This is a genomic window from Herbidospora galbida, from assembly GCF_005233835.1.
Classification (GTDB): domain Bacteria; phylum Actinomycetota; class Actinomycetes; order Streptosporangiales; family Streptosporangiaceae; genus Herbidospora; species Herbidospora galbida.
In genome coordinates this window covers 22,525-46,312 of record NZ_SZQA01000026.1, presented here as the reverse complement: position 1 = coordinate 46,312, position 23,788 = coordinate 22,525, and the positions used below count along the sequence as shown (strand labels likewise).

The window sequence follows — 23,788 nt, the reverse complement described above, 5'->3', positions numbered from 1 at the left end:
GCCATCCGAACAACCTGTTCCCCCTGATGTCCCAGATGATCACAGAAAGTCGGATCCCGGCTACTCAAGGTGGTCAAGGCTGGGCAAACAGGTCGTCTGGCGTAATGCTCGATGTATGGACCCGAGCTTCTACCTGATCGCCCGGACGGACCCCGACCGCCTCGCGGTGATCGACGTCGACGGCACGGAGGTCCGCGCCGGGGAACTGCTCGCCCTCGCCAACCAGGTCTCCCACGGCCTGCGCGACCAGGGCCTGTCCGCCGGCGACGTCGTCGCGGGCACGCTACGCAACGGCCTGGACGCCCTCGTCATGCTCCTGGCCACCGGCCAGACGGGCCTCTACTACGTGCCGGTCAACTGGCACCTGACCGAGGCCGAGATCGGCTACATCGTCACCGACAGCGACGCGAAACTGGTCGTCCGGACCCCGGAGGACGTCGCCGCCCTGGCTTTGGGCAACCCGGTCACCGACCCGCCCGACCGGACGTACGGCCAGGTCATGTGGTACACGAGCGGCACCACGGGCTTCCCGAAGGGCGTCCAGCGGCCCCGGACGTCCAAGACCCCCGAAGAGGTCCTGCCGCTCTACCTGTGGTTCATCGACCAGGTGCTCGACCTGCGGCCGGGCGACGGCGTGCACCTGGTGACCTCGCCGATGTACCACTCGGCCCCCTGCGCGCACGCCCAGTTCGCCCTCCACCTGGGCCACACGGTCGTCATCGCCCCGAGGTTCGACCCCGAACCCGTGCTGGAACTGATCGAACGCCACCGGGTGACCGACACGATGATGGTCCCGACCATGTTCCACCGCATGCTCCGCCTCCCGGCCGAGACCAGGGAGCGCTTCGACGTCTCCTCGCTGCGCCAGGTCACCCACACGGCCGCCGCCTGCCCCGTACCGGTGAAACAGGCGATGATGGAGTGGTTCGGCCCGGTCCTCTACGAGTACTACGGCTCGACCGAGTCGACCATCGCCTTCGCCGTGAAACCCGACGAGTGGCTCGCCCACCCCGGCACGGTCGGCCGCCCCGTCCCCGGCACCAAGGCCCGCATCCTCGACGAGGACGGCGAGGAGCTCCCGCCCGGCGAGCCCGGAATGATCTACGTGAAGTCGTCGCTGGGCACCTTCGAATACCGCAAGGACCCGGCCAAGACCGCCGCCTCCAAACGCGGCGAATGGTACGCCCCCGGCGACATCGGCTACCTCGACCCCGACGGGTACCTCTTCCTGCTCGACCGGCGGACGGACCTGATCGTGAGCGGCGGCGTGAACATCTACCCCGCCGAGATCGAGGCCGCCCTGCTCTCACACCCCGGCGTGGCGGACGCGGCGGTGATCGGCGTGCCCGACGAGGAGTGGGGGCACGCGGTGGTGGCGCTCGTCCAGCCGGCGGAGAAGGTGACGGAGGAGGAGCTCAGGGAGCACCTGGGGCCCCGGCTGGCCAGGTTCAAGCACCCGAGGGTGATCGAGTTCCGGGACGACCTGCCCCGGACGCCGACGGGGAAGCTGTCGCGGACCAAGGTCAGGACGGCCTACCTGGCCGAGGGCGACCGCAGCACGTAGCCGCCGTCGCGGAACCCGGTCACCCGCCACCCGTTTTGGAGCCGTCCGCCCAATTCCTCCCGGACGGCCATCCGCCACCGCTTGGCCAGGACCGGGTCATCCCGCCGCAGCCGCTCGATGTCCTCCGGCAGCCGGATCAGCACGACGGGCGAGGAGACCTCGTTCACGACGGGACCGTCGGCGACGGCGACCGCCGCCTCCAACCCCTCGTCGGCCGGGCCGGGATCGGCGAGCCGCCAGACCGCCAGCGCCCGGTCGGACTCGTCGCCCGCGTTCACCTCGTCGCCCATCGCCCCGTAGAAGTTCTCGTAGTACCTCTCCGGCCGCGCCCCCAGCTTCACCAGGTTGAAGTAGGCGTTGCGCCGGACGAGCGGATCAAAGGTCCACGTGATGGTCGAGATCCCCCGGTCCAGCGCCCACGACCGCTGGTGCCGCTTGAGCGCCAGCCCGGCCCCGGGCGCGACCACCCCGGTCACGTGGGAGTGCAACGACGCCTCCCGGGGAGGCGCGCAGAACCCCACCGACCCCCCGGCCAGCCGCCCCTCGACGAACGCCCCCGCCACGTAGTTCCCGGAGTGGGAGAAGGCCCGCATCAGCTCGACGGTCACCGGAGGGTTGGTGGGATCGGGCCGCCAGATCGCGTCGAACACCCCGTAGAGGGCCTCGAACTCGGCCAGGGTGGTCAGTTCCCGCACGATCACGCCAGCACCGACCGCACCAGTTCCGTCAGCAGCCGGGCCCGCACGGGCATGTGTTCGACCAGGACGTGCTCCTCGGGGGCGTGCGCCCCGCCGCCGAGGGCGCCCAGCCCGTCGAGGGTGGGGGTGCCGACCCCGGCGGTGAAGTTCCCGTCGGAGGCGCCGCCGACGGAGACCCCGGTCAGCGGGGGCATCCCCAGCGAGGCGGCGATCTCCACGGCGCGCTCGAACAGGGCGGCGGAGGCGGTTCCGTCGAACGGCGGGCGGTTCGGGCCGCCCAGCAGCTCCAGTCGGGTGCCGTCGAGGACGGGGGTCAGGGCCCGCATCAGCTCGTCGACCCGCTGCTGCGAGGCCACGTCGGGCACGCGCACGTCGATGGCCACCCGTCCGAGGGCGGGGATCGTGTTCGTGGACGTCCCGGCCGACATCAATGTCGGGGTCACCGAGAGCGAGCCGGGGCGGGACGACGACGAGACGTTCCCGGCGATCCGGGTGATGGCGATGATCTGGTGGGCCAGCTCGATGCCGGCGTTGGCGCCCTTCTCGGGTTCGAGGCCGGCGTGGGCCGCTCGCCCGTGCACCAGGAGTTCGTACCGGGAGATGCCCTTGCGGGCCAGTTTCAACGCCCCGCCGTCGGCGCTCGCCTCCAGGACGAACGCGGCGGACAGGCCCCGGGCCGACTCCTCGATCAGCGGCTGCGAGGTGGGGGAGCCGAGCTCCTCGTCGCCGACGACCAGCACCGACACCCCGTCGAGGGAGGGCAGGCCGGACAGGGCGTGGAAGAGCTGCACCAGGCCGGCCTTCATGTCGAAGACGCCGGGGCCGCGGGCGACGCCGTCGCGGCAGCTCCACGGCATGTCGCGCAGGGTGCCGACCGGCCACACCGTGTCGTGGTGGCCGAGCAGCAGCACGCGCGGCTGCCCGAAGGTCCACCGCAGGTGCGACACCCCCCGGATGGTCACCCGCTCGGGAGCGGCGCCCAGCCGCCGGGTGCCGACCTCGGCGACCACCTCGGCGCTCTTCGCCACCGCCGCGTGGTCGGCGGAGAACGACTCGCAGCCGACCAGTTCCTCCAGGTCGTCGATCATCTGGTCGAGGCTCACCGGCGGACCCCCAGTTCGGCGCGGAACAGGCGCAGCACGTTCTCGCCCAGGATCAGCCGGATCTCCTCGGGGGAGAAGCCGTGCTTCTCCAGCGCCTCGGTCACCAGCGGCAGGCCGCGCGGGCCGTCGAGGTCGGGGATGACCGCGTCGACGTCGAGGCCCGACGGGGCGGCTTCGCAGCAGGGCGGGGTCACGTCGTGGAGGACCTCGCGGATGAAGTCGGGGCTGAGCCCCACGTGCTCGATGCCGGCCACCGAGGCGATGTGGGCGATGTGGTCGACCAGGTCGTCGACCGTGACCTTGCGCGGATGCTCGGTGAGGAACGCCGGGAGGAAGTTCACGCAGATCACGCCGCCCGTGGCGGCGACGCCGCGCAGCTGGTCGTCGGTCAGGTTCCGGTGGTGGTCGAGCAGGGCCCGCGCCGACGAGTGGGTCGCCATCACCGGCCGCCGGGCCAGCTCCAGCACGTGGGCGACGCCGGAGGCGCCCAGGTGGGAGACGTCGAAGACGATCCCGAGGTCTTCCATGGTCGCCAGGGCCTCGACCCCCGCCGCCGTCAGCCGGGAGCCGGTGGCGTCCTCCCCGCTGCCGTCGGCCAGGGGGGTGCGGCCCCAGTGCGCGATCGAGGCCACCCGCACGCCGAGCCGGTGGAGCGTCGGGATGAGCTCCACGCTGGAGTCGAGGCCGGGCATGCTCTCCATGGCCAGGACCAGCGCGATCTTCTCGTCGGACAGGGCGGCGGAGATGTCGTCGCCGTCGAGGCACAGGCGCACCTCGTCGACCTCGGCGGCGATCACATGGGCGGCCTCGATCATGCGGAGGGTCTGCCGCAGGGCGCCCTCGGGGCGGTACCAGTCGTCGATGAACACCGGCAGGACCTGGAGGTCCACTCCGCCCTCGGTGAGCTGGGGGAGCCAGGTGTCGCGGAAGTACCGGGCCCAGTGTTTCGGGGGGCGTGCGGCCACGGCCATCAGGAGGTCGTTGTGGGTGTCGGCCACCACCGCGTCGAAGTGCAGCATGGCGGGGCTCCTTCCGGGGAAAGCGTCTACCGGACGTTACCGCCCCGCCCCGAACTTGTATGCCCCTGGCCTGGGACGCCGGGTGATTCGGCGGTACTCGCGGGCGGTCCGGGGCCAGTTGTTGGTGATCTTCCCGTCGGCGGTCTTGTACCAGCTGTGGCAGTCGCGGCTCCAGACCGTGGCGGCCAGAGCCCTGTTCAGAGCACTCGTGTACGCCGACATCGCCCCCTCCGTCACCTCCATCCGGCCTCTCCGGGCGATCAGGTCGAGGCAGCCCATGACGTACCTGACCTGGGCCTCCAGCATGTAGACGATGGAGTTGTGGCCGAGGTTGGTGTTGGGGCCGTACAGGAAGAAGAGGTTGGGGAAGCCGGGGGCGGCCAGGCCCAGGTAGGCCTCGGCGCCGTCCTTCCACTGGTCGTGCAGGTCGCGGCCGTCGGCGTTGGTGACGGTCATCGGCAGGAGGAATTCGGTGGAGTGGAAGCCGGTGGCGTACACGATCGTGTCGGCTCTTCTGAGCCCGGAGGGCGTCTCCACCCCTTCGGGGGCGATCCGCACGATCGGCTCGGTGACCAGGTCGACGTTCGGCCTGGTCAGCGCCGGATAGAAGAGGCTGTCGAAGACCACCCGCTTGCAGCCGGGCGGATAGCCGGGGGTCAGCGCGCGGCGGAGCCCGGGATCGGGGACCTGGCGGCGCAGGTGCGCGAGCGCCTTCTGCCGGACGAGGTCGGTGCTCCACCCGCCGACCAGGGCCGGCCAGAGCGTCTTCTCGACGTAGCCGAAGAACCATCGCCGGTACGCCCGATGCGCCCCCGGCACCCATCGGAACATCGCCCTGGTCAGCGGCGCGAACTCGGCGTCGGCCTTCGGCAGCACCCAGTTGGGCGTGCGCTGGTAGACGTCCACGTGCCCGGCGGTCTCGGCCACCGGCGGGATGAGCTGGGCGGCGGAGGAGCCCGTGCCGATGACGGCGACCCGCTGCCCCGTGAGGTCGCGGCCCGCCCAGCGGGCCGAGTGGAAGGCGTCGCCCGCGAAGGACCCGGCGCCCGCGATGTCGGGCACGTGCGGCCGGTTGAGCTGCCCGACGGCGGTGACCACCACGTCGAACCGCTCGACCGAGCCGGGCGTGACCACGAGCCAGCCGGCGCCGTCGTGGGCGAGTTCGGTCACCTCGGTGCCGAACCGGGGCCGGATCCCGTGCTTGGCCGCGATCATCTCCAGGTAGGCGAGGATCTCCGGCTGCCCCGGATAGCGCCGCGACCAGTCGCAGTAGGGGTCGAACGAGTAGGAGTACAGGTGCGAGGGGATGTCGCAGCCCGCCCCCGGATAGGTGTTGTCACGCCAGGTCCCGCCGACCCCGGCGCCCTTCTCGAAGACGACGTGGGGGATCCCGCTGCGAGTCAGCTTCACGGCCATGCACAGGCCGCCGAACCCGGCTCCGACGATGGCGACGCGCATGGAGACCACGCTAACCCGGGGGCCGGTAACCTCCCAGGGTGACTGAGACCACCCTGCAAACGGTCATTCGCACGCTGGAGTCGGCTTACGACCCCGCCACCGCGGAGTCGTGGGACGCCGTCGGCCTCGTCTGCGGCGACCCCGCCCAGCCGGTGGGGAAGGTGCTGTTCGCCGTCGACCCGGTGACCGCCGTGGCCGAGGAGGCCCTCGACTGGGGCGCCGACCTGATCGTCACGCACCACCCGCTCTACCTCAAGGGCGTCACCTCGGTCGCCGCCACCACCGCCAAGGGCCGCATCGTCCACCGCCTGATCAGGGCGAACGTCGGCCTCTACACCGCCCACACCAACGCCGACGTCGCCGACCCCGGCGTCTCCGACGCGCTGGCCCGCGCGGTCGGCCTGACCGGCCCGCTCCGCCCGCTCGCCCCGCTGCCCGACCGCCCCCGCATGGGCCTCGGCCGGGTGGGGCAGCTCCCGGTGTCGATGACGCTGGCCAAGTTCGCCGCCCTGGCCGCCCACGGCCTGCCCCGGACGTCCGGGGGCCTGCGCGTCTCCGGCGACCCCGACCGCCTGGTCAAGACCGTCGCCGTCTCGGGCGGCGCCGGAGACTCCCTGCTCAGAGCGGCCAGGCGGGCCGCCGTCGACGTGTTCCTCACCGCCGACCTGCGCCACCACCCGGCGAGCGAGTACGCCGAGGACGACGGCCCCGCCCTGATCGACGCCGCCCACTGGGCGACGGAGTGGCCCTGGCTCACCGATGCCGCAGAAAGGCTGACCCAGGCTCTCGCGGCGACGGGCAATAATGTGGAGGCGCGCGTCTCCGAGAGGGTCACCGACGCCTGGACCACAACAGCACAGCGAGGATAGGGATGAAAGCCGCACCGGACGCACAGAAGCGCCTCCTTGACCTGGCTGAGCAAGACGCAGCCCTCGACCGGCTCCGTCACCGCCGCCGCACCCTCCCCGAACTGGCCGGCATCGACGACCTGAGCAAACGCCTGGCCCAGATCGCCACCCAGATCATCGCCGCCGAGACCGAGGCCACCGACCTGGGCCGCGAGCAGTCGAAGGCCGAGTCCGACGTCGACGCCGTCCGCCAGCGGGCCGAGCGCGACCAGAAGCGCCTCGACTCCGGCGCGGTGTCCTCCCCGCGCGACCTGGCCGGCCTCCAGTCCGAGATCGCCTCCCTGCACCGCAGGCAGGGCGACCTCGAAGAGGTCGTCCTGGAGATCATGGAACGCCGCGAGACGGCCGACGCCCGCGTCGACGCCCTGCGCGCCGAGCGCGAGACCATCACCGCCGACCTGGTCGGCGCCGAGAGCCGCCGCGACACCGCCTTCGCCGAGATCGACAAGGACGGCTCCGAAGTCACCGCCCGCCGCAAGGCGATCGCCGGGGAGATCCCCGCCGACCTGCTGGCCCTCTACGAGAAGCTGCGCGAGTCGAGCGGCGTGGGCGCCGCCCTCCTCCACGGTGGCCGCTGCCTCGGCTGCCGCACCACCATGTCGATCGCCGACCTGAACGCCATCAGGGCCGCCAAGCCCGACGAGGTCGTGCGGTGTGAGGAGTGCCGCCGGATCCTCGTCCGCACCAACGAGTCGGGCCTGTGACGAGCTACTCCATCGAGGCCGACGGCGGCTCCCGGGGCAACCCGGGCCCGGCGGGCTACGGCGCGGTCGTCTTCGCCCCCGACGGCACGGTCGTCGCCGAGGCCGCCGAGTCGATCGGCGTGACCACCAACAACGTGGCCGAATACCGGGGCCTCATCGCCGGCCTGACCGCGCTGTCGGGCCTCGGCCTCGACGGCGTCCCGGTCGAGGTCCGCATGGACTCGAAGCTGGTCATCGAGCAGATGGCCGGCCGCTGGAAGATCAAGAACGAAGGCCTCCGGCCCCTGGCCACCGAGGCGGCCGCCCTGGCGCGCCGCTTCCGCGTGACGTGGACGTGGATCCCCCGCGAACGCAACACCCACGCCGACGGCCTGGCCAACCAAGCGATGGATGCGGCGGCACGTGGCGAAAAATGGACGAGTACGAGTACGCATACGACGACGCGGTTCGTCGACGCGGATCCGGATCCGGCGCGGAAAGACGAGGGTCAGGCTGCGGACGGGCCGCCGGAGGAGCCTGCTGAGACGGCTGCTGGCCCGACTGCTGAGACGGATCTTCTAGACGGCTCTCTCTCCGGCTCGCGGCCCGGTTCCGTTTCGACGAGCACGTCGGGAAAGACGGGAAATCCGTGGACCGGCGCCACCCGCGTGGCCACCACGCTGGTCCTGCTGCGCCACGGCCAGACCGCCCTCTCGGTCGAGAAGCGCTTCTCCGGCCTGGGCGACCCGCCCCTCACCGAGCTGGGCGAGGCCCAGGCCGAGAAGGCCGCCGCCCGCCTGGCCGGCGCGAAGCTCGACGCGATCGTCTCCTCCCCGCTCGGCCGCGCCCGCCAGACGGCCGAAGCCGTGGCCAAGGCCACCGGCCTGCGCGTCCACGTCGACGAAGACCTGCGCGAGACCGACTTCGGCGCGTGGGAGGGCCGCACCTTCGCCGAGATCAGAGACCGCTGGCCCCACGAGATGAACGCCTGGCTGGCCGACCCGGCGGTGGCCCCGCCGGGAGGCGAGAGCTTCCAGGCGGCCGGCCACCGCGTGCAACGGGCCAGAGAACGCATCCTGGCCGGTCACCCCGGCGAGACCGTGCTGCTGGTCTCCCACGTGACCCCGATCAAACTCCTGGTCCGGTACGCCCTCAACGCGCCCCCCGAAGCGCTCTACCGGATGCACCTCGACCTGGCCTGCCTGTCGGCGATCGACTACTACAGCGACGGCCCGTCGGTCCTGCGCGTCTTCAACGACACGGCCCACCTGTCGCTCCAGCGCTGACGTCGGAGGAGGCGAGCGGGAGCCGGACGTCGAGGATCAGCCCGGTCATCGACGGCTTCTCGGCCCCCGCGCCTTCGAGAATCGACAGCATGCGCGTGTTGGCGGCGTACACACTGGCGGTGATCACCCGCACCCGCCTCGACGGCGCGAGAGCCAGCGCACATCCCATCAGCACCCGCCCGAGCCCCCGCCCCTGCCAGCGATCCTCGACCAGCATCGCCACCTCGGCCTCCCCGGGCGCGAGGTCCATGAGGTTCGTCATCGCGACGATGCCCCCCTCGCCGGAGACCTGCGTGACCAGCGTGGTCCCCCGCTCCGGATCGGTGAACAGCCGCATGACCGCGTCACTCAGCCGGGGCACCGGCCCGAAGTAACGGGACCGCAGCGACTCCGGGGAACACCGTTCGTGCATCTCCCGTACGCCCTGGGCGTCGTCCAGCGTCATGGGCCGCGTGACCAGGTCGATCCCGTCGACCCTGAGGCGTGGATGGGCCTGCTGACCGACCCGGATCGGCCGTGGCCCTCTCGGCGGCCGGTTCGTGGCGTTCATCGTTCGACTACCCCCCTGTGGATATCGTGGCGACACCTTGTGTAGCCGCATCCGCGACCACGTTCTGTGACATTGGACGCGCAGCCGCTTGCCGGACGGTTGGGGTGGACTTGAGAATCGGGCCACTTGGCGGGGGGCCACTTCGTGTTTCCGCAGCTCGTCTCCCTGCTGGCCGATGGGCCACTTGGAGTGGGCCACAACGGGGGCTTGGAGAGCCGATAGGGTTGGACGTACGGCGGACGAGCCGGCCGGACGGCCGCGTCGGAACTCCTGTCACGGGGGTTCCGCCGAGGAAGGTCCGGGCTCCACAGGGCAGGGTGGTCGGTAACGCCGACCCGGGGTGACCCGCGGGACAGTGCCACAGAGAACAGACCGCCTTTCCCTTACGGGGGAGGTAAGGGTGAAACGGTGGTGTAAGAGACCACCAGCGCCCCCGGTGACGGGGGCGGCTAGGTAAACCCCACCCGGAGCAAGGTCAAGAAGGGGACTTTCGGGTTCCCGCGCGCGCCGCTTGAGGACTGCCCGTCCGATGGTGCGCGGGTAGACCGCTTGAGACCACGAGCAATCGTGGCCCTAGATGGATGGCCGTCGGTCAGCGATGACCACAGAACCCGGCCTATAGGCCGACTCGTCCGCCTTGCAGGCTTCTGACCTGCATGGGTGTGCCCTCCGGGCATGATCCAACAACCTAGAGGGCACAATTCGGGCACAGTGCCAGTGATCTAGAGGCAAGAGAATAAGAAATCGAGTGCGGCGAGTCGCTGCCAAGATGCCTCGGATCGAGTGTCACTGCATACACTCGCGGCCGACTGGAGCAGATCTGGAGCCACCGCATGGCTCGCCGACCATGTCGGACCAACTTACCGTCCCGGGCCGCAACCTATGACTTGCGGGCATTTACTGGGTCCGAGTGAGGCTCAGGAACAGCGTCTTGCCAGTATGCGAAGACCCTAAGCTGTGGGGTCACTGCTAGCGAGGGCGAGGCGTCGCCTCGCCAGTCGATTCCGTGCGCTGGATTGACCGAAATCAACCTGTTCGTCTGCATTCAGCGACGCATGTCTCAGAAGCACCCGGGCTAATCGACGAACGGCTCGTCACAACCGCCTCGAAGAGGCGTCAATCACGAGCCGTTCCGAGGGGGGCTAGCGATCACATCTACAGAGTCGCTGCAGTCCCCCGCACTCCATTAGGACAAGCGACCTCAAAAGGCTCACTAGACCATTTCTGTAACAAGCAATTCCAGTGATTAGCAGCAAAACATGGAAATTGAAGGAGAGGTGATCTGGAATCCCAACTTCTTTGGTGCCAACTTCGGGCCAAACGTTATCTTTACTCGAACGATTTCTGATGATGGGATGGGTGTGGGGTGACTCAGGACGCCTATGGAGGACGAAGGATGGTCGGTATGGCAACTATCACTGTACTAGTGCCAGTTGATGGCGCCGGAGGAGATGCTCACAGTCTGCGCGCGTGGCTAGCTGCCGAGGAGGAGTTGGGTGGGCACGTCAGAACAGAAGAGCCGGCTGTGTCGTCGGGATATCTGGGCAGTTTAGTGGAAGTGCTTACGCTGGTGCTTGCCCCTGGCGGGGCTTTGACCATTCTATCTGCCACCGTCATCACATGGATCCGCCACCGTACTGGTAATACGAGAATCACCATTCAACGCGACGATGGCGCCAAAATTGATATCTCGGCACAACGGGTCCGCTCGTTAGACGCAACTGTTCTTAGTAGCCTCACCTCGGAGCTGAATAAGTGGTTAGCTGGCAGCCCTGAAAGGCCCTCGGCAGTGGAACAGGGCGATGACACAACTGGCTGATGATCAAAAAGAGAAATTCTTTGGTCTTGCGAACGCTGAGATCTTGCTTGTAGGCACATCTCTGCATCTCCCCGGATCGCGACTGCCAGACGTGTTGGCGGTACCTCATACACTCTCTGATCTAACTGAGGCACTAGTTCGGCATTGCCGCGTACCGCGAGATCGAATCCAAACACTCCTTAATCCTGCGGACAATAGGGAGTTCGGAAACGCGCTGCAGTCCGTCACGGAGCGGGCAGCGGACGTGCTGATGGTCAGCTTTGTTGGACACGGCCTATTAACTGAACGGGGAGGCTTGCATCTAGCTACCCGAGAAAGTGGTAGAGACGAAAGACATGAATACACCGCGTGGTCCTACGACTATCTTCGGCAGTTCGTGCTAGACAGTCCGGCGCGTGTGAAAATCGTGATCCTGGACTGTTGCTTCTCCGGCCGGGCGGTGGGGTCATTGAGCGACTCCGAAGAGATCGCTGAACTGACCGAAATCTCCGGCGCCTTCGTACTTACCTCTGCGGGCCACAACGAACTAGCACTCGCGCCCGTTGGTGCCACCAATACTGCCTTCCTTGGCGCTCTGATCCGCTTGCTCAGCAACGGTGACCCCGCTGGGCCTAAGAATTTGACACTGAACCACGTCTTCCGGTACTTAAGCCGGGTGCTGCCCGCAGCTGGCTGCCCTCGACCGAGGCGGAAGTCGACCGGAATGGCTGGCGACCTAATTCTCATGAGGAATCCAGCTCGCCAGCTCAGTGCCGAGACCAGAGCTGAATCATCCGACCACGCAATGCCCTCGATGGATGGCCTTTGCCCCTATCCCGGATTGACGTCGTTCACCGAAGCGGACAGCGCTTGGTTCTTCGGTCGAGAAAAGCTCACGGCCGAGCTATGCAGACGAGTTAGTGCCTGTTACGACGACGCCTCTGGCCCTCTCCTGGTTATAGGAGCATCGGGATCGGGCAAGACATCGCTCCTCCGTGCCGGCCTTCTACCTGCTGTGGCGCGTGGCGAGCTCAATATCCAAGGTGCAGTCGGGTGGCAACGGCTCGTACTCACGCCATCGAATGATCCGGTGACCGTTTTAGCATCGCGCCTAGCTCCGCTGACGGCTGGCTCCTCTCATGAGTTGGCTACACGGCTCGCGCTCAGCGCTGATGAGGCGGCGGCTGTATGGCAGGAGGCGGCCGGCGCCGCTGATCCACATAAGACCGTGCCTGGACACCTACTTGTTGTGGTCGATCAGTTCGAAGAGATATTTACCGAATGCGGGGATAAGTCACGCCGACATGCCTTCATTCGTGCGTTACACGCTGCAGGGTCGGCCGCGTCAGTACTGCTGGGGATGCGTGCCGACTTCCTCGGACGTTGCGCCGACTACCCTGAACTTGCCCGCACGTTGGCGCACCCCATTGTCATCGGACCGATGACCAGTACGGAAGTACGTGCGGTGATCGAGCGTCCGGCTAACGTTGTCGAGCTAGAGATGGAGCCAGGACTCACCGATTTATTGCTTCGAGACCTTGGTAGTCGTGAGGATGGTGGGTCATATGAAGCGGGTCGGCTGCCACTTCTCTCACACGCCCTTCGGGCGACTTGGCGACAGAGTGAAAGTCGGTTGCTAACCGTTGCATCCTATATTGAGACTGGCAGAATTCAGGGTGCACTCGCCCACACCGCAGATCGAGTACTGCGCCAGCTCGACGAACCTACGCGTGCACTCGCCCGGCCGTTTTTCTTGCGTCTCGTTCACGTCAGTGAGGGAACAGAAGATACCCGCAGGCGGGTTAGTCGCGAACAACTTTTAGCGGAGTTGCCGCAGGCCGAGGACGAAGTTGTGAAGTTGATCGACTGCTTCGCTGCCGACGACGCTCGGCTCATCACTGTGGACAACGGAGTCGTCGAGATCACCCATGAGGCGCTAATTTACGCCTGGCCATCTCTCCGTTCCTGGATCGACGCAGATAGAGCTGGCCTACTCGTTCAGCAAGAGCTGATTGAGGCTGCCCGCATATGGAACGCTGACGGCCGCGACTCTGGCAGCCTCTACCGAGGCAGCCGCCTAGCCCTCATTGTTGACTGGGCTGGACACGCGGGACGCCGCGACGCTTTGGGAACTTTAGCTCAGGAATTCCTAGATGCCAGCGTCAGCCTCGAGGCCATTGAGCATGCGGCGACCCTCACGAGAGGGCGTTTGCGTACTGCAGCCATCATCGGCTTAACGCTCTTGTTTATCATCAGCATCGGCCTAGTCATTTTGGCCGATAATCTTCGTCGCGAGGCCAACCTTCAGCGTGATGTCGCTGAGAGCAGCAACGTAACAGCTGCAGCTTCACAACTCCGCCAATCAGATCCCCTCACGGCTATGCGGCTTACCTTAGCCGCTTATGCCATCAGTGCTACAGCGGAGACCCGATCAGCGTTGCTCGGGTCTTTGCTGCAACCAGAACTGTCGGTATTTACACTCGCCACCACCAATCGTGCAAAATTTAGCGGAGATGGATCCACTGGGGCGGTGGTCGTCGGCCACAACATACAAATCTGGGACCTAAGGGCTCGCCGCTTAAGAAGAACGCTGCATGTGAATCAGGATGTGGCTGAGACAACTCTTAGCCACGATGGACAATTAGTGGGAGCAACCTTTGGTGATGATAGTGGTGCGAATCGCAGCATGGTGTGGAACTCCAGAAGCGGCCAGATAATGGCCGAGCCATCAGGTGTCATTCGTCTCGTGGCATCAGAAAAATTCGGTGCCTCTATAGGTAAACAGGCTGAGGAGACTCTCATTCGACTGCCTGACGTAACGCCAGTACCTGGTTTACCCACTCAAGTCCAGCGTATTGACACAAATGCAGCAGGCGATCTAGTGGCATTGGTCAACGGCAGGAATGTTGATGTGTACAAGATTGGAGCGACCGCCACCCGGATATACAGGCTGCGAATGAAAAGGGACGATGGCGGTCCGACGGAATATGGCATACGAATTAGCTCAAATAAGAGGTGGGTAATGACGACTGGCCAGGGCGCTCGGTTGCTGGACCTCACGGGCAAAGTAAAAGCCAGGTCGCTAAATTGGGCTAGTGGTGCAGTGGACTCACCAGGTGTTGTGGATGGAGTCTTCAGCCAGGACGGCCGCGTACTGGTCACTTCAAACGGCTGGGCGGTTCAATTGTGGGACACGGAGACTATGGCCGAATTGCATCGCCTTACCTATCCCGGATTTTCTATCAATACTGTGGCACTCATGCGAGACGACGCGGCGTTGCATATTGGAAGTCATGACGCTACCTCTCGTGTCGTAGACGTTAGCTCCTTTACTCGTCCCAAGTCGCTGCTCGCCCATACCGGCGCCTTGGGTGGCCCCATTCGAGGAGCGCTGTTCAGCCCAGATGGACGTACCGTTGCGACAGTGGCGGATAGTGCTGTCAGACTATGGGACCGAAGTACTGGTCGACAGATTGGCGCAGACATAAAGGGGCCATGGGATGTCAATTGGGACACGATCCAACCCCCCGCTGTTAGCGTACCGGCCATGTCATACTCACCTGACGGGCAGACCTTGGCAATCGTGCGCTCGAACCACGTGATATCCCTTATTGATGTGTCCCGCATGCGGGAGAAGTCTCGCATCACCGTGTCAGAGCGAGACGAGGACATGGACGAAGTCATGGCTATTGCCTTCCATCCGGATGGCCATACTCTGGCAATTTCTGACCGCGATTTCCATCTGCGACTTTGGGACATCCGCCGCAACTCTCAAACCATTGTCACCACTCCTTTTGTCGTCTCCACGCTTGTTTGGACTCCCGATAAACGCCTTGCGCTCAGTCATACGACCCATACGACAATTTGGGACCCGTCCACAGCAAGTAGCGAACTAGGTGAGGGCTCCACTATGGAGGCAAGCAGTGAAGCTCTTGCTGTGAGTCCTAATGGTCGTACCCTCTTAGTGCGTGGTGAGAACGACTGTTCCTGCGGAGGCCAGATCGGTCCCACTATTGACGCTCGGGTCTGGCTCTGGGATACAGAAACACTGAAACCGATCAATCCCCCTTTGTCGGGCCACACTGGACCGACCGTTGCTGCCGCATTTTCCGCAGATGGAACCATGATTGCGACAGCTAGTAAGGATCGAAGCGTGCGAATCTGGGATGTAAAGACCCACGCACTCATAGGTGTACCAATTACCGGTTATGGCAGTGACGTTATAGCCGTGTCATTCAGTTCTGACGGCCGTACCCTCTATACATTGGAGGCCGCTGGTAACCTCAAAGAGATCGATATCACGATTGAAGATGCACCTGCAATGGTTTGCGTCAGAGCCGATGGTGGCCTTACTGAGCAAGAATGGCGGAATTACATTCCGGCGACTATCGCATTCCGGGATACCTGCTGACCTGAATGTCTGGCGCGGGGTCCCAAGAAGATTTTTCCCTGGATTCTGAGTCTGATTTCTGGGGGGATTATTGAGTCATCTCTAGCCTATAAAAGTCGGTGAATTTAATGGGCTAAAAGTACTCTGGTGTGAGGACTGGAGGTGTGTACCTATATACACAAACGTAAACGGTCCGTGATTGGCACCCCAAAGGTCTGCTAACCACAGACCGTCCTAAGCGAAAAAGCGAGGTTGGAGACAGTTGCCGGAGCGGAAATGAAGCTAGGGCTGTGACTACTGCTCACAAGATTACAGCGGGAATTTTCGACTTGGGATGCGATGAACGCGTAGCGTTAGGTGTCGAGGAGTAGAGCGGCGGCGTAGGCGGAGTCGAGCGCGTCGCGAACTCGTCCGGACGCTTCGGGGACGAGATGGCCGTAGAGGTCGACAGTGGTCGTGATGGACTCGTGGCCGAGCCAGCAGGAGACCTCGGAAATGGGGACGCCCTCGGCGAGGGCTGTGCTCGCGAAGGTGTGGCGTAGGTCGTGGAACGTCATGTCGGCGGGGACGCCGGCGGCGAGTATCGCGGGCTTGAGAACCCTGGCGTTGAAGTAGTCGCGACGGATGAGGTTGTCCTGGCCGGTTCGGAAGAGAACATCCTCGGGGGCGTACTTCTCGATATGACGGGCGAGTGCGTCGGACAGGAGCTCCGGGAGCGGCACGTCTCGGATCGAGGCTCTCGTCTTGGGGACGGCCAACGTAGGGCGCCGGTCGACGATCACGACCTGTTGGTTCACTGTGAGCATGCCCTCGACGAAGTCGATGCGGTCGAGGGCGACCCCGAAGGCTTCACCCTGGCGGAGGCCGGCCGCCGCGCCCAGGAGGATCAGCGGGGCGTACTCCGGTCGTATGGCCCGGTAGAGAGCCATCACCTGAGCGGGTGTCAGCAGGCGAATGGTCGTCTTGTCGGCGTCGGGAAGACGGATGTCGATGCAGGGGGAGCGGCGGATCATGCCATCCCGGACGGCACCGCGCATGATGCTGGAGAAGATCACGTAGATGGTCTCTACGGTCCGGGGGCCGAGGCCCTTGGCGTTCAGGTCCTTGACCCACTTCTGCACCGCCGTGGGGCGGATGGTCACCAGGGGCACCAAGCCGAAGATGGGGTAGATGTGCTTCTTCAGGTGGGCTGTGTAGGTCGTCGAGGTGCCGGGCTTGTGGAGCCGTGAGGCCAACCACGTGGCCGCGTACGCCTCGAATCGGGTGAGGCCGAGCTTGGGGTCGATCCACTCGCCGCGCGGCTCGTCGGCGCGACGGGTGGCGTCGAAGCGGTCGGCGTCGGCCTTCTTCTCGAAGTTGCGCTTGCGCTGGTGGCCCTTCTCGTCGCGGTAGCGGACCTGCCAGCGCGTGCCCTGACCGTGCAGGGCGGTTGGTACGCGCTTGTGTTCGGGACACTTCGCCTCACCCGGCTTGGGGTGGGTCTTGTGCCACTGGTCCCAGACCGTCATGACTGCTCACGCACCCAGGCGTAGACGTCTTCGGGGAGGTACTTCAGGTGACGGCCGATCTTGCGGCCGGGAGGTCCCGTCCGGCGCGTGCGCCACTGGTAGATGGTCCCGGCCGGGACGCCGAGGAAGTCGGCGAGGTCGTCCACGGACCACAGGCGGTCGTTCTTCCTCATCGGCCCACCTCCTCCGCCCGGAGTTCGGCGACCAAGGCGCGCTCCCCTCGGGTGAAGCCCTGACCCGCGTACGTCCAGTTGCCGAGGACGAGCGTGGTCGCCGGGTCGCGAGTGAACCTGATGCGGAAGTCGGCGCGAGCCTGACGGAGCTCGGTAAGGGTGGTCGAGTAGAGGCGGCTCTTGGTGGAGAAGTGGCCCCGGAAGCCGAGCATGTGAGCCCACTCCCGGAGGCGGAGGTGGGCGTACTCGGGGTGGACGAGGTGGTTGCCGAGCCGCCAGGCGGTGCGGATCAGGCGGGCGGTGTGATTGGGCACGCCCTGGGCGTCCAGGCGGGCGATGTCGTGGGCCTTGACGGGCCGGTCGAGGGTGCCGGAGGTCTCGGCGGACTTCGTGGCGTACTTGGCGACGTATCCGGCGACGGCGCGTTCGGTCATGGCCCCGGCCGTGATCGGGGAGACGTCGACTTGTCGCCCCCAGCGGAGCGGCTCATCACGGCCGGGGACGTCGAGGCTGACCGACACCGCCGCCGACCTGATCGCCGCGTCGAGCAGATCGATGGTGGCCCAGTCGGGAGGAGCGTGAAGGCCAACAGTTGATCGGCCGTCGAGTCTCATGACGGCGTGGAAGTGGACCAGGCCGCGCGCCTGGTATTCGGCGACCTTGGCGAAGGAGACCCGAACGGTGTCGTTGAAGACGGCCCGGGTCAGTCCGGCGGCGGCGGCCAGGTGGCGACGGAGGTAGATGGCGAAACGCCGCCAGAGGTCCCCCGCGTGGGCGTTCCACAACACGTGGCCGGTGTAGTCGTACGTGTCGGGGTCGAGAGCCTGCCCGATACGCTGGTCGCCGGCCTTGTGCCAGCGGTGACATGACGGGCCGGTCCGCCGGGGATGGCACACGACGGTCTTGCCGTCCTTGCCGGGACCGCGATGGACCGGCCCGAAGGAAGTGGCGGTGAGCGTGGCCAGGACACGCGGGTGCGTGCTGACGGTCTCCGGTACACCCTTGTCCCCGCCGAGGAGTCCGGCGCGGATCAGGTGGAAGGTGTCGCGCCGGTAGACCTCGGCGCACGACGGGCATCGGGACGCACGCCGGTTGCCGCAGCGCAGGAGGAGGTGTCCGTGGGGTTCGCGGTTGGTGTCGTACGTGGCGATGACCTGACCGGTGCGGGTGTCGACCGTTTCCGCGTGGCCGGTGAGCCGCATCGGTTCGCGGCAGCCGCCGAGGCGGTCGACCTGTTCCAGCCAGCGGTTGAGGTCGTGTCCAGAGCGTCGGGCGAGGTCGCGGAGGACCGGGCCGAGGAGGTCGGAGATCGAGGTGGGGGTCATGCGACCGCCCGAAGGCATGCGAAAGACAAGGGTTCTCCAGGTGAGCTGAGGGGTGGGGAGGCGAGGCGGGGAGCTGGCAGGCGTGGACCCGCCTCGCGTCGAGGGGTTCAGATGCCGTGGTTGTCGATGCCGGTTCCCAGGCAGTCGAGGCAGGTGACGGCCTCGCCCTGGTCGTCGTTGACGAGCCCGGTGCCGGCGCAGGTGCAGCAGCGGGAGCGGATCACGAGGCGCCGTTTCCGGTGCAGTCGAAGCAGAACGCCCAGGTGTCGAGCTGGACGATGGTGCGGCCCCGCTTGACGGTGATGGTGGCCTCTATCTGGCCCTCACCGTTGCAGGCCGGGCAGGGGACGGGCTTCTTCTTCCGGGGTCTGGCCATGAGCGGTCTCCCTTCAGATGCGGGTCAGCAGGTCGAAGGCGACATCTGGGGCGACGTCGAGACGCTCGCTGAGCACTTCCCAGGTGAGCGGGGCGCCGTGTTCCTCGGCGATATGCCGCGCTCTGCTGATCAGGTCGTCTTCGGGTGCGGGTTCTTCGGGCTGGTGTGAGGAGCGGCGTTCGAGCATCGACACCGCTACCAGGAAGGCGACGGCCGGAGTCGCCGAAGTGATCCAGCCCCAGGCGGTCGGTTCGGCCTCGGCGAGGTTGGCCGCCAGGGTGAGCACGATCCCGCCGGCCAGGACCAGGCCGGGCCACGAGACGAGCCCACGTCGAGGGCGGCCGGTGCGCTTGTCGCGCTGGAGTTCGCGGGTCGCCATGACGCACATGAGGTCGATGCAGACGGCCACGGCCCAGGACTGCCAGCCGGGCTGACCGTGCTTGGCGGCGAGCGAACTGATGTGGGTGAAGGAGCCGACCGCCGCGATGACCGCCAGGACGGCGACCGGGCCGGAGTCGAGGAGGTGCCGGCGCATGGTCAGGCCGCGTACTGGTCGAACTCGTCGTCGCTGACGGGTTCGACGTTCACGGTCGTGATGTCGGCCCACGTGGGTGTCATGTGGGCGTAGGTCACCGCGGCTTGCTCCGCCTGCTGTTCGGTGACGTACTCGGACCGGGCTTTGTACCAACGGCCGTCCGAACCGGTGACGACGGCCAGGCCGGGCGTCTCGGCGGGGATGAGCCGCGCGGCGTTGAGCGCGGCCGGGTCCATGTCGCCGAGCGTCATGTTCGCCGTCTCGGGGTCGTTGACGCGATGGCAGACGCGGCCGGAGAGTTGGGCGCGGAGCGCGGTGACTCCAGGCCCGAGGTCGGAGCCGACTCGTTGGCCGCAGATGACGAGATAGACCCCGAACGCCCGGCCGAGCTGGGCGATGCGGATGAGGTTGGTCGCCGTCGCGGCGATCTCGTCCTTCTCCGACTTGTCGACCATCAGGAACAGTTCGGCGACCTCGTCAACGAACACGACGATGGGGATGGGCTGACCGCTCTCGGGGAGCTGCCAGATGTTGCGCACCCGAAAGTCACGGCAGATCGCCATGCGGCGCCGGATCTCGTCGACGAGCCGGTTCAGCACCGCCGTCATCTGCGCGCGGTCGGTGGCGAGCGCCGTCAACCGGTCTTCGTACGGGGTGAGCTCGACCCCGCCCTTGAGATCGCATCCGATGAGGGCGAGTCGTTGCGGCGCCAGGCCGCAGATGAGCCGGTTGATGAGCGTCGACTTGCCGGACTGCGTCGCGCCCGTGATGAGCCAGTGCGGGACGGTCAGGAAGTCGATGACCCAGGGCGCATTGGTCTCCAGCCGCCCGACGCACACCTTCAGGAACCGGTCGACGATGGGCGCGCTGACGGAGGTGAGCGGGTCGTACACGGTCGCCTGAAGCTGCACCTTGCCGGGCTTCCAGCCCAGTACCCGGACCGAGTGCACACGCCAGGCGTGGGCGAGATGGTCGAGCTTGGCGGCGTAGTGGTCGGGGGTGTGGCCGTCCGGAAGACGTACCCACAGCTTGAAGCCGTGCCGCAGCGGCAGGACCAGGCCGAGCCAGGGCGCCTTGTCGACGGCGACGCGGTGCACTCGGCGCTTGTGGTCGCGGCCCGTCGCGATGAGGTTGAGGACTTCGACGCCGTCGAGCCGTCGCCGGAGACGACGCCGTTTGGTGGTCAGCCCGCAGCCGGCGGCGACGCTCGGCCAGGTGAGGTAGACGCGCATGGCCCGTAAGGGGTAGCCGACGCCGAGCCAGAACGACGGTGGGTGAAGGTATCGCCAGGTCACGAGGAGCGCGGCGACGAAGGCCAGGACGACCCCGATCGGGGCGAGTGAATCGAGTAGGTCGGTCATACTTGGTGCCTCTCTTCGGTGAGCGAAGGGAAGGCCCCGGGAGCAGGGGAGCTGGCAGGCTTAGACCCGCTCCCGGGGCGCGGGATGTCGCCGGTCAGGCGGCCTTGACGTTGGCCGGAAGGATGGCCTCGGCGCGAAAGCCGAGCCCGGAGCGGCCGTCCATCTGCCAGTAGAAGGCGGCCAGGCCGACCGGCCGGACCTGCACACCCTCGGGGATGCTCGGGAACGTGGCGGACGGGAACGTCACGACGATCACGGGGTTGCGGCGGTCGTCGTTGGGCTTGGGCAGCAGGGGGATGGTGTAGAGCTCGCGGCCCTCGGCGTCCTTCTTGACCTCACCGGTGGCGCGGTCGAGGAGCTTGGGTTCGGGTTCGCCGGCCACGATGAAGGACAGGGCGGACAGGTCAACGGGGATGTTGCGCATGCTGAACTCATCTCTTGGCTGTTGATGTTCGCCGCCGTGAGTGGCGGCCTGGAAACGCAGAAAGCGCCTGTGCTGGGGCCGTGATCCCTGGTGCTTCAGGGACCTCAGCGCCAACACAGACGCTACCTGGTACTCCGAATATTAGCTAGTACTATAAGTACTGGTTCTAGTACTTTTCCTACGCGCCGATCCGCTCTGCGAGTTCTCGCAGGTCAGAGGTGGGCGGGTCCTGCATGGTGAGCAGATCGGAGACGAGCTGCCGGGCCATGCGATGGTTGCGAAGCTGCTCGGGTGTGATCCTCTCCGCTTCGAGAAGCGCGTTCGTCGCCTCGGCGACCTGACGGCGCTGGGCATGCGCACGGGCCACGTCGATGTGCAGCCGGGCGCGGCGTTCACTCGACAACGAGGACGTGTCGACCGCCGTACCGACCCGCAGAGCGTGACCGGCGTCGCCCAGCTCGACCGCCACCGCGACCTCATAGAGGGCGACGTTCGCCGGGCCGAACTCCGTGTTGTAGTCGTTGCGCCCTTCACCGAGCTTCTCGGCGATGCCCCGGGCACGGGCGAGATGGTCGTAAGCCGCGTCGGCGTGGTTGAGCCGCGACGCCGCGACCGCACGTTGCAGCGTGAGCCCGCCCCACAACGACATAGCCTCGGGCTTGCCCTGGTCGGCCAGGAACCACAACGCCTCGGCGGCGGTCCGCGCGGTCTCCTCGGCCTGGTCGAAGAGACGGGCACCGAGGAACACGAAGCCGAGCCGGAAAGCGCCGGCGGCCACCATCAGCGGGTCACCGCCACGTTCGGCCGCGACCATGGCGCGGTCGGCGGCGATCCATGCCGCCTCGGGCTCGCCGAGCTTGGCCAGCGCCGCCGAGCACGCTTGGTAGAGCGCGGCGAGCATCTCGAACAGTTCCGGCCGCCGTTCCTCGGGCGCCGACCGGCCCGCCCCTTCCAACACCGGAATGAGGCTGCGCAGCAGGTCTCCGAGCTCGACGTACTGGCTTTCGTGGGTGAGATGCCAAGCCCGCTCGACCTGCGGCCGGATCTCATCAGCCAGCGGTACGGGAGCCGCGTGCAGCATCGCCCGCAACGCGTGCGCCCCGGAGAGTACGAGGCGCAGGTTCGCCGAGCCGGGGATCTCCTCAGCGGTGGCGGCGACGATCGGCGCCTCAGCGGCCAACTCGGACAAGGGCACTTCGAGGGTCTCGGCGACCTTCTCCAGCACCGACATACGGTCGATCTTGCGAACGCCGCGCTCGACCTGCGAGACCCAGGCGACCGACCGGCCGACGAGGTTGGCCAGCTCCACTTGGGAAAGACCACGCCGCTTGCGCTCCTGGGCGATCCGCCGGCCCAAGGCGCGCTGGTACTCCTCGCTCACGGGGTCGTGACCTTGCCGACCTGGAGGTCGAGCCAGTCGACTTCGACATCCGCGAGCAGGTCGTCCCGGGCGCCGAGGAACCGCTTGGTGTGCTCCTGCTCCTCGTGGAAGTCGAAGGCGGCGCGGTCGCGGTAGAGCTCGTAGAAGATCCGCAGCAGCGGCTCACCCTCGACCTTGTGGACGGTGTAGACGAGCGTGCCCGGCTCGTGCGCCTTGATGCCCTCGATGGTCTCGCCGATGAGCTGGTCGAACGCCTCTGCGGTGGTGTCGTCCTTGCAGGTGAACCGGACTACTAGGCCGAACATGACACCCCTTCCTTTCGTGTGTGGGGCCGTTCGTGTGGCCCGTTGGAGTCGCCGCTTCCCATGCGATCAGTACTTAATGTGCGTGGCAAGTACTGGAAGTGACTTGTACTTGGAATACTGTAGCAGTACTTTAAGTACCGATCGCGAGCTGACCGTGTGTGACCTGCATGATCGTGAGGTGCGCCGAGATGAACGCCCACCCCTTTGAGTGGCGCCGCACCTTTCCCGGAATCACCAGACAGGTCAGCGAAGCCCGCCGGTTCGTGGCGGAGCATCTACCCCCACGGGCCGAGGTCGAGACTGCCCAGTTGATCGTCTCGGAGTTGGCGACGAACGCCATCCGGCACACGGGCAGCGGCGAGCCCGGGGGCCGGTTCATGGTCACGGTCCGTGTGGAGGCGTCGCGGGTGTGGCTTGGCGTGCTCGATGAAGGGGGAGCGGGGCGCCCCGAGGTGCGCAAGCCTGACGATCGCCAGGAGTGCGGGCGTGGCCTCGATCTCGTCGACCACCTGGCGCAGGCGTGGGGCGTACATGGAGACGAGCGGAGTCGGACCGTGTGGGCGACGGTGGCGATGGGTTCGCCGCTTCCGTGCGCATGAACTCGTGCCTGAGTCCGCATCCTGCGCCGGCGCAGGACAAGCACGTCAAACTGACGTGGTGGCGGACGGAGACTATGGGGCGGGTTCGGTCGCTTGCTTGGACGTGTGAGTGCCAGCCGACTGTCTATGAGCTGTGCGCGGCCGGAGGGCAGACGTTCATCCGTCGTCGGCGCCGTGGGGTGACGTGCGAGACGCCTCGGATGTCGACCGGCGCAGGGCACGAGCTGTGGGTATCGTTGCTTGCCGGCCTCGCGTATTAGCACGAGGGAACCGGGTACGCGAAAAGAGCGCTTATACCCGTAAAGATGCACTTGCATGTGGCAGGCTCGGCCTAGTCTTGGTCG

21 protein-coding genes and 1 other RNA gene are annotated in these 23,788 nt (G+C 66.5%); 8 read left to right on the top strand and 14 right to left on the bottom strand.

What is annotated here, in order from left to right; genetic code table 11:
* The first annotated feature begins 115 nt into the window (after nt 1-115).
* On the top strand, nt 116-1,564 hold the full coding sequence (locus FDA94_RS24800; protein ID WP_137249482.1) for an AMP-binding protein: 1,449 nt from the start codon (nt 116-118) through the stop codon (nt 1,562-1,564).
* On the opposite strand, the gene FDA94_RS24795 is transcribed toward FDA94_RS24800, so the two are convergent.
* Genes FDA94_RS24795 through FDA94_RS24780 form a run of 4 tightly spaced genes read right to left on the bottom strand, consistent with a single transcriptional unit; the run spans nt 1,534 to nt 5,842 of the window.
* Complete coding sequence (locus FDA94_RS24795; protein WP_137249481.1) at nt 1,534-2,265, bottom strand: GNAT family N-acetyltransferase; 732 nt, start codon at nt 2,263-2,265, stop codon at nt 1,534-1,536. The genes FDA94_RS24800 and FDA94_RS24795 overlap by 31 nt on opposite strands.
* Nucleotides 2,262-3,365 (bottom strand): M20 family metallopeptidase, encoded by a 1,104-nt coding sequence (locus FDA94_RS24790; RefSeq protein ID WP_212735497.1) that lies wholly within the window; start codon nt 3,363-3,365, stop codon nt 2,262-2,264. Before FDA94_RS24790 ends, FDA94_RS24795 begins: the two co-directional genes overlap by 4 nt.
* Nucleotides 3,362-4,384 carry a dipeptidase gene (locus FDA94_RS24785; protein WP_137249480.1) on the bottom strand — a complete coding sequence of 341 codons (1,023 nt, stop codon included), beginning with the start codon at nt 4,382-4,384 and terminating at the stop codon, nt 3,362-3,364. Before FDA94_RS24785 ends, FDA94_RS24790 begins: the two co-directional genes overlap by 4 nt.
* Before the next feature lie 36 nt (nt 4,385-4,420).
* A complete protein-coding gene (locus FDA94_RS24780) occupies nt 4,421-5,842 on the bottom strand; it encodes a flavin-containing monooxygenase (protein ID WP_137249479.1) in 1,422 nt (473 codons plus the stop codon).
* 38 nt (nt 5,843-5,880) lie between these two features.
* On the opposite strand from FDA94_RS24780, the gene FDA94_RS24775 reads away from it, so the two are divergent.
* From FDA94_RS24775 to FDA94_RS24765, 3 genes are read left to right on the top strand one after another with little or no spacing between them, the layout of a single operon-like run.
* Nucleotides 5,881-6,711: a Nif3-like dinuclear metal center hexameric protein gene (locus FDA94_RS24775; RefSeq protein WP_170991107.1), complete on the top strand. Its 831-nt coding sequence runs from the start codon at nt 5,881-5,883 to the stop codon at nt 6,709-6,711.
* 2 nt (nt 6,712-6,713) lie between these two features.
* Nucleotides 6,714-7,454, top strand: coding sequence for a zinc ribbon domain-containing protein (locus FDA94_RS24770; RefSeq protein WP_137249478.1), 741 nt, complete (start codon nt 6,714-6,716; stop codon nt 7,452-7,454).
* Complete coding sequence (locus FDA94_RS24765; protein WP_137249477.1) at nt 7,451-8,719, top strand: bifunctional RNase H/acid phosphatase; 1,269 nt, start codon at nt 7,451-7,453, stop codon at nt 8,717-8,719. The genes FDA94_RS24770 and FDA94_RS24765 overlap by 4 nt, the downstream gene beginning before the upstream one ends.
* Here the strand turns inward: FDA94_RS24765 and FDA94_RS24760 are convergent.
* Nucleotides 8,685-9,269 carry a GNAT family N-acetyltransferase gene (locus FDA94_RS24760; RefSeq protein ID WP_170991106.1) on the bottom strand — a complete coding sequence of 195 codons (585 nt, stop codon included), beginning with the start codon at nt 9,267-9,269 and terminating at the stop codon, nt 8,685-8,687. The genes FDA94_RS24765 and FDA94_RS24760 overlap by 35 nt on opposite strands.
* Nucleotides 9,270-9,509: 240 nt before the next feature.
* Here FDA94_RS24760 and rnpB point away from each other — a divergent pair.
* The 3 genes from rnpB (at nt 9,510) to FDA94_RS24750 (ending at nt 15,478) form a co-directional block, all read left to right on the top strand.
* Nucleotides 9,510-9,904, top strand: an RNA gene (gene rnpB / locus FDA94_RS24755) — RNase P RNA component class A.
* A 761-nt stretch (nt 9,905-10,665) separates the two neighbouring features.
* A complete protein-coding gene (locus tag FDA94_RS41595; protein WP_425460174.1) occupies nt 10,666-11,088 on the top strand; it encodes an effector-associated constant component EACC1 in 423 nt (140 codons plus the stop codon).
* Nucleotides 11,072-15,478 (top strand): caspase, EACC1-associated type, encoded by a 4,407-nt coding sequence (locus FDA94_RS24750; RefSeq protein ID WP_137249475.1) that lies wholly within the window; start codon nt 11,072-11,074, stop codon nt 15,476-15,478. The genes FDA94_RS41595 and FDA94_RS24750 overlap by 17 nt, the downstream gene beginning before the upstream one ends.
* 332 nt (nt 15,479-15,810) lie before the next feature.
* On the opposite strand, the gene FDA94_RS24745 is transcribed toward FDA94_RS24750, so the two are convergent.
* From FDA94_RS24745 to FDA94_RS24710, 9 genes are all read right to left on the bottom strand, one after another.
* Nucleotides 15,811-16,965 carry a tyrosine-type recombinase/integrase gene (locus FDA94_RS24745; RefSeq protein ID WP_137249474.1) on the bottom strand — a complete coding sequence of 385 codons (1,155 nt, stop codon included), beginning with the start codon at nt 16,963-16,965 and terminating at the stop codon, nt 15,811-15,813.
* A complete protein-coding gene (locus FDA94_RS24740; RefSeq protein WP_137249473.1) occupies nt 16,962-17,138 on the bottom strand; it encodes a helix-turn-helix transcriptional regulator in 177 nt (58 codons plus the stop codon). Before FDA94_RS24740 ends, FDA94_RS24745 begins: the two co-directional genes overlap by 4 nt.
* On the bottom strand, nt 17,135-18,463 hold the full coding sequence (locus tag FDA94_RS24735) for a replication initiator (protein ID WP_137249472.1): 1,329 nt from the start codon (nt 18,461-18,463) through the stop codon (nt 17,135-17,137). Before FDA94_RS24735 ends, FDA94_RS24740 begins: the two co-directional genes overlap by 4 nt.
* 220 nt (nt 18,464-18,683) lie before the next feature.
* Nucleotides 18,684-18,839 (bottom strand): hypothetical protein, encoded by a 156-nt coding sequence (locus tag FDA94_RS39425; RefSeq protein WP_170991104.1) that lies wholly within the window; start codon nt 18,837-18,839, stop codon nt 18,684-18,686.
* A 13-nt stretch (nt 18,840-18,852) separates the two neighbouring features.
* Nucleotides 18,853-19,374: a DUF2637 domain-containing protein gene (locus FDA94_RS24730; RefSeq protein ID WP_137249471.1), complete on the bottom strand. Its 522-nt coding sequence runs from the start codon at nt 19,372-19,374 to the stop codon at nt 18,853-18,855.
* A gap of 2 nt (nt 19,375-19,376) precedes the next feature.
* Nucleotides 19,377-20,735, bottom strand: coding sequence for an FtsK/SpoIIIE domain-containing protein (locus FDA94_RS24725; protein ID WP_137249470.1), 1,359 nt, complete (start codon nt 20,733-20,735; stop codon nt 19,377-19,379).
* 94 nt (nt 20,736-20,829) lie between these two features.
* Nucleotides 20,830-21,159, bottom strand: a complete 330-nt coding sequence (locus FDA94_RS24720; protein WP_137249469.1) for an SCO3933 family regulatory protein — start codon at nt 21,157-21,159, stop codon at nt 20,830-20,832.
* Nucleotides 21,160-21,337: 178 nt separating this feature from the next.
* A complete protein-coding gene (locus FDA94_RS24715) occupies nt 21,338-22,540 on the bottom strand; it encodes a helix-turn-helix transcriptional regulator (RefSeq protein WP_137249468.1) in 1,203 nt (400 codons plus the stop codon).
* Complete coding sequence (locus FDA94_RS24710; RefSeq protein ID WP_137249467.1) at nt 22,537-22,845, bottom strand: putative quinol monooxygenase; 309 nt, start codon at nt 22,843-22,845, stop codon at nt 22,537-22,539. The genes FDA94_RS24715 and FDA94_RS24710 overlap by 4 nt, the downstream gene beginning before the upstream one ends.
* Nucleotides 22,846-23,033: 188 nt before the next feature.
* On the opposite strand from FDA94_RS24710, the gene FDA94_RS24705 reads away from it, so the two are divergent.
* Complete coding sequence (locus FDA94_RS24705) at nt 23,034-23,444, top strand: ATP-binding protein (protein ID WP_137249466.1); 411 nt, start codon at nt 23,034-23,036, stop codon at nt 23,442-23,444.
* Nucleotides 23,445-23,788 lie beyond the last annotated feature (344 nt).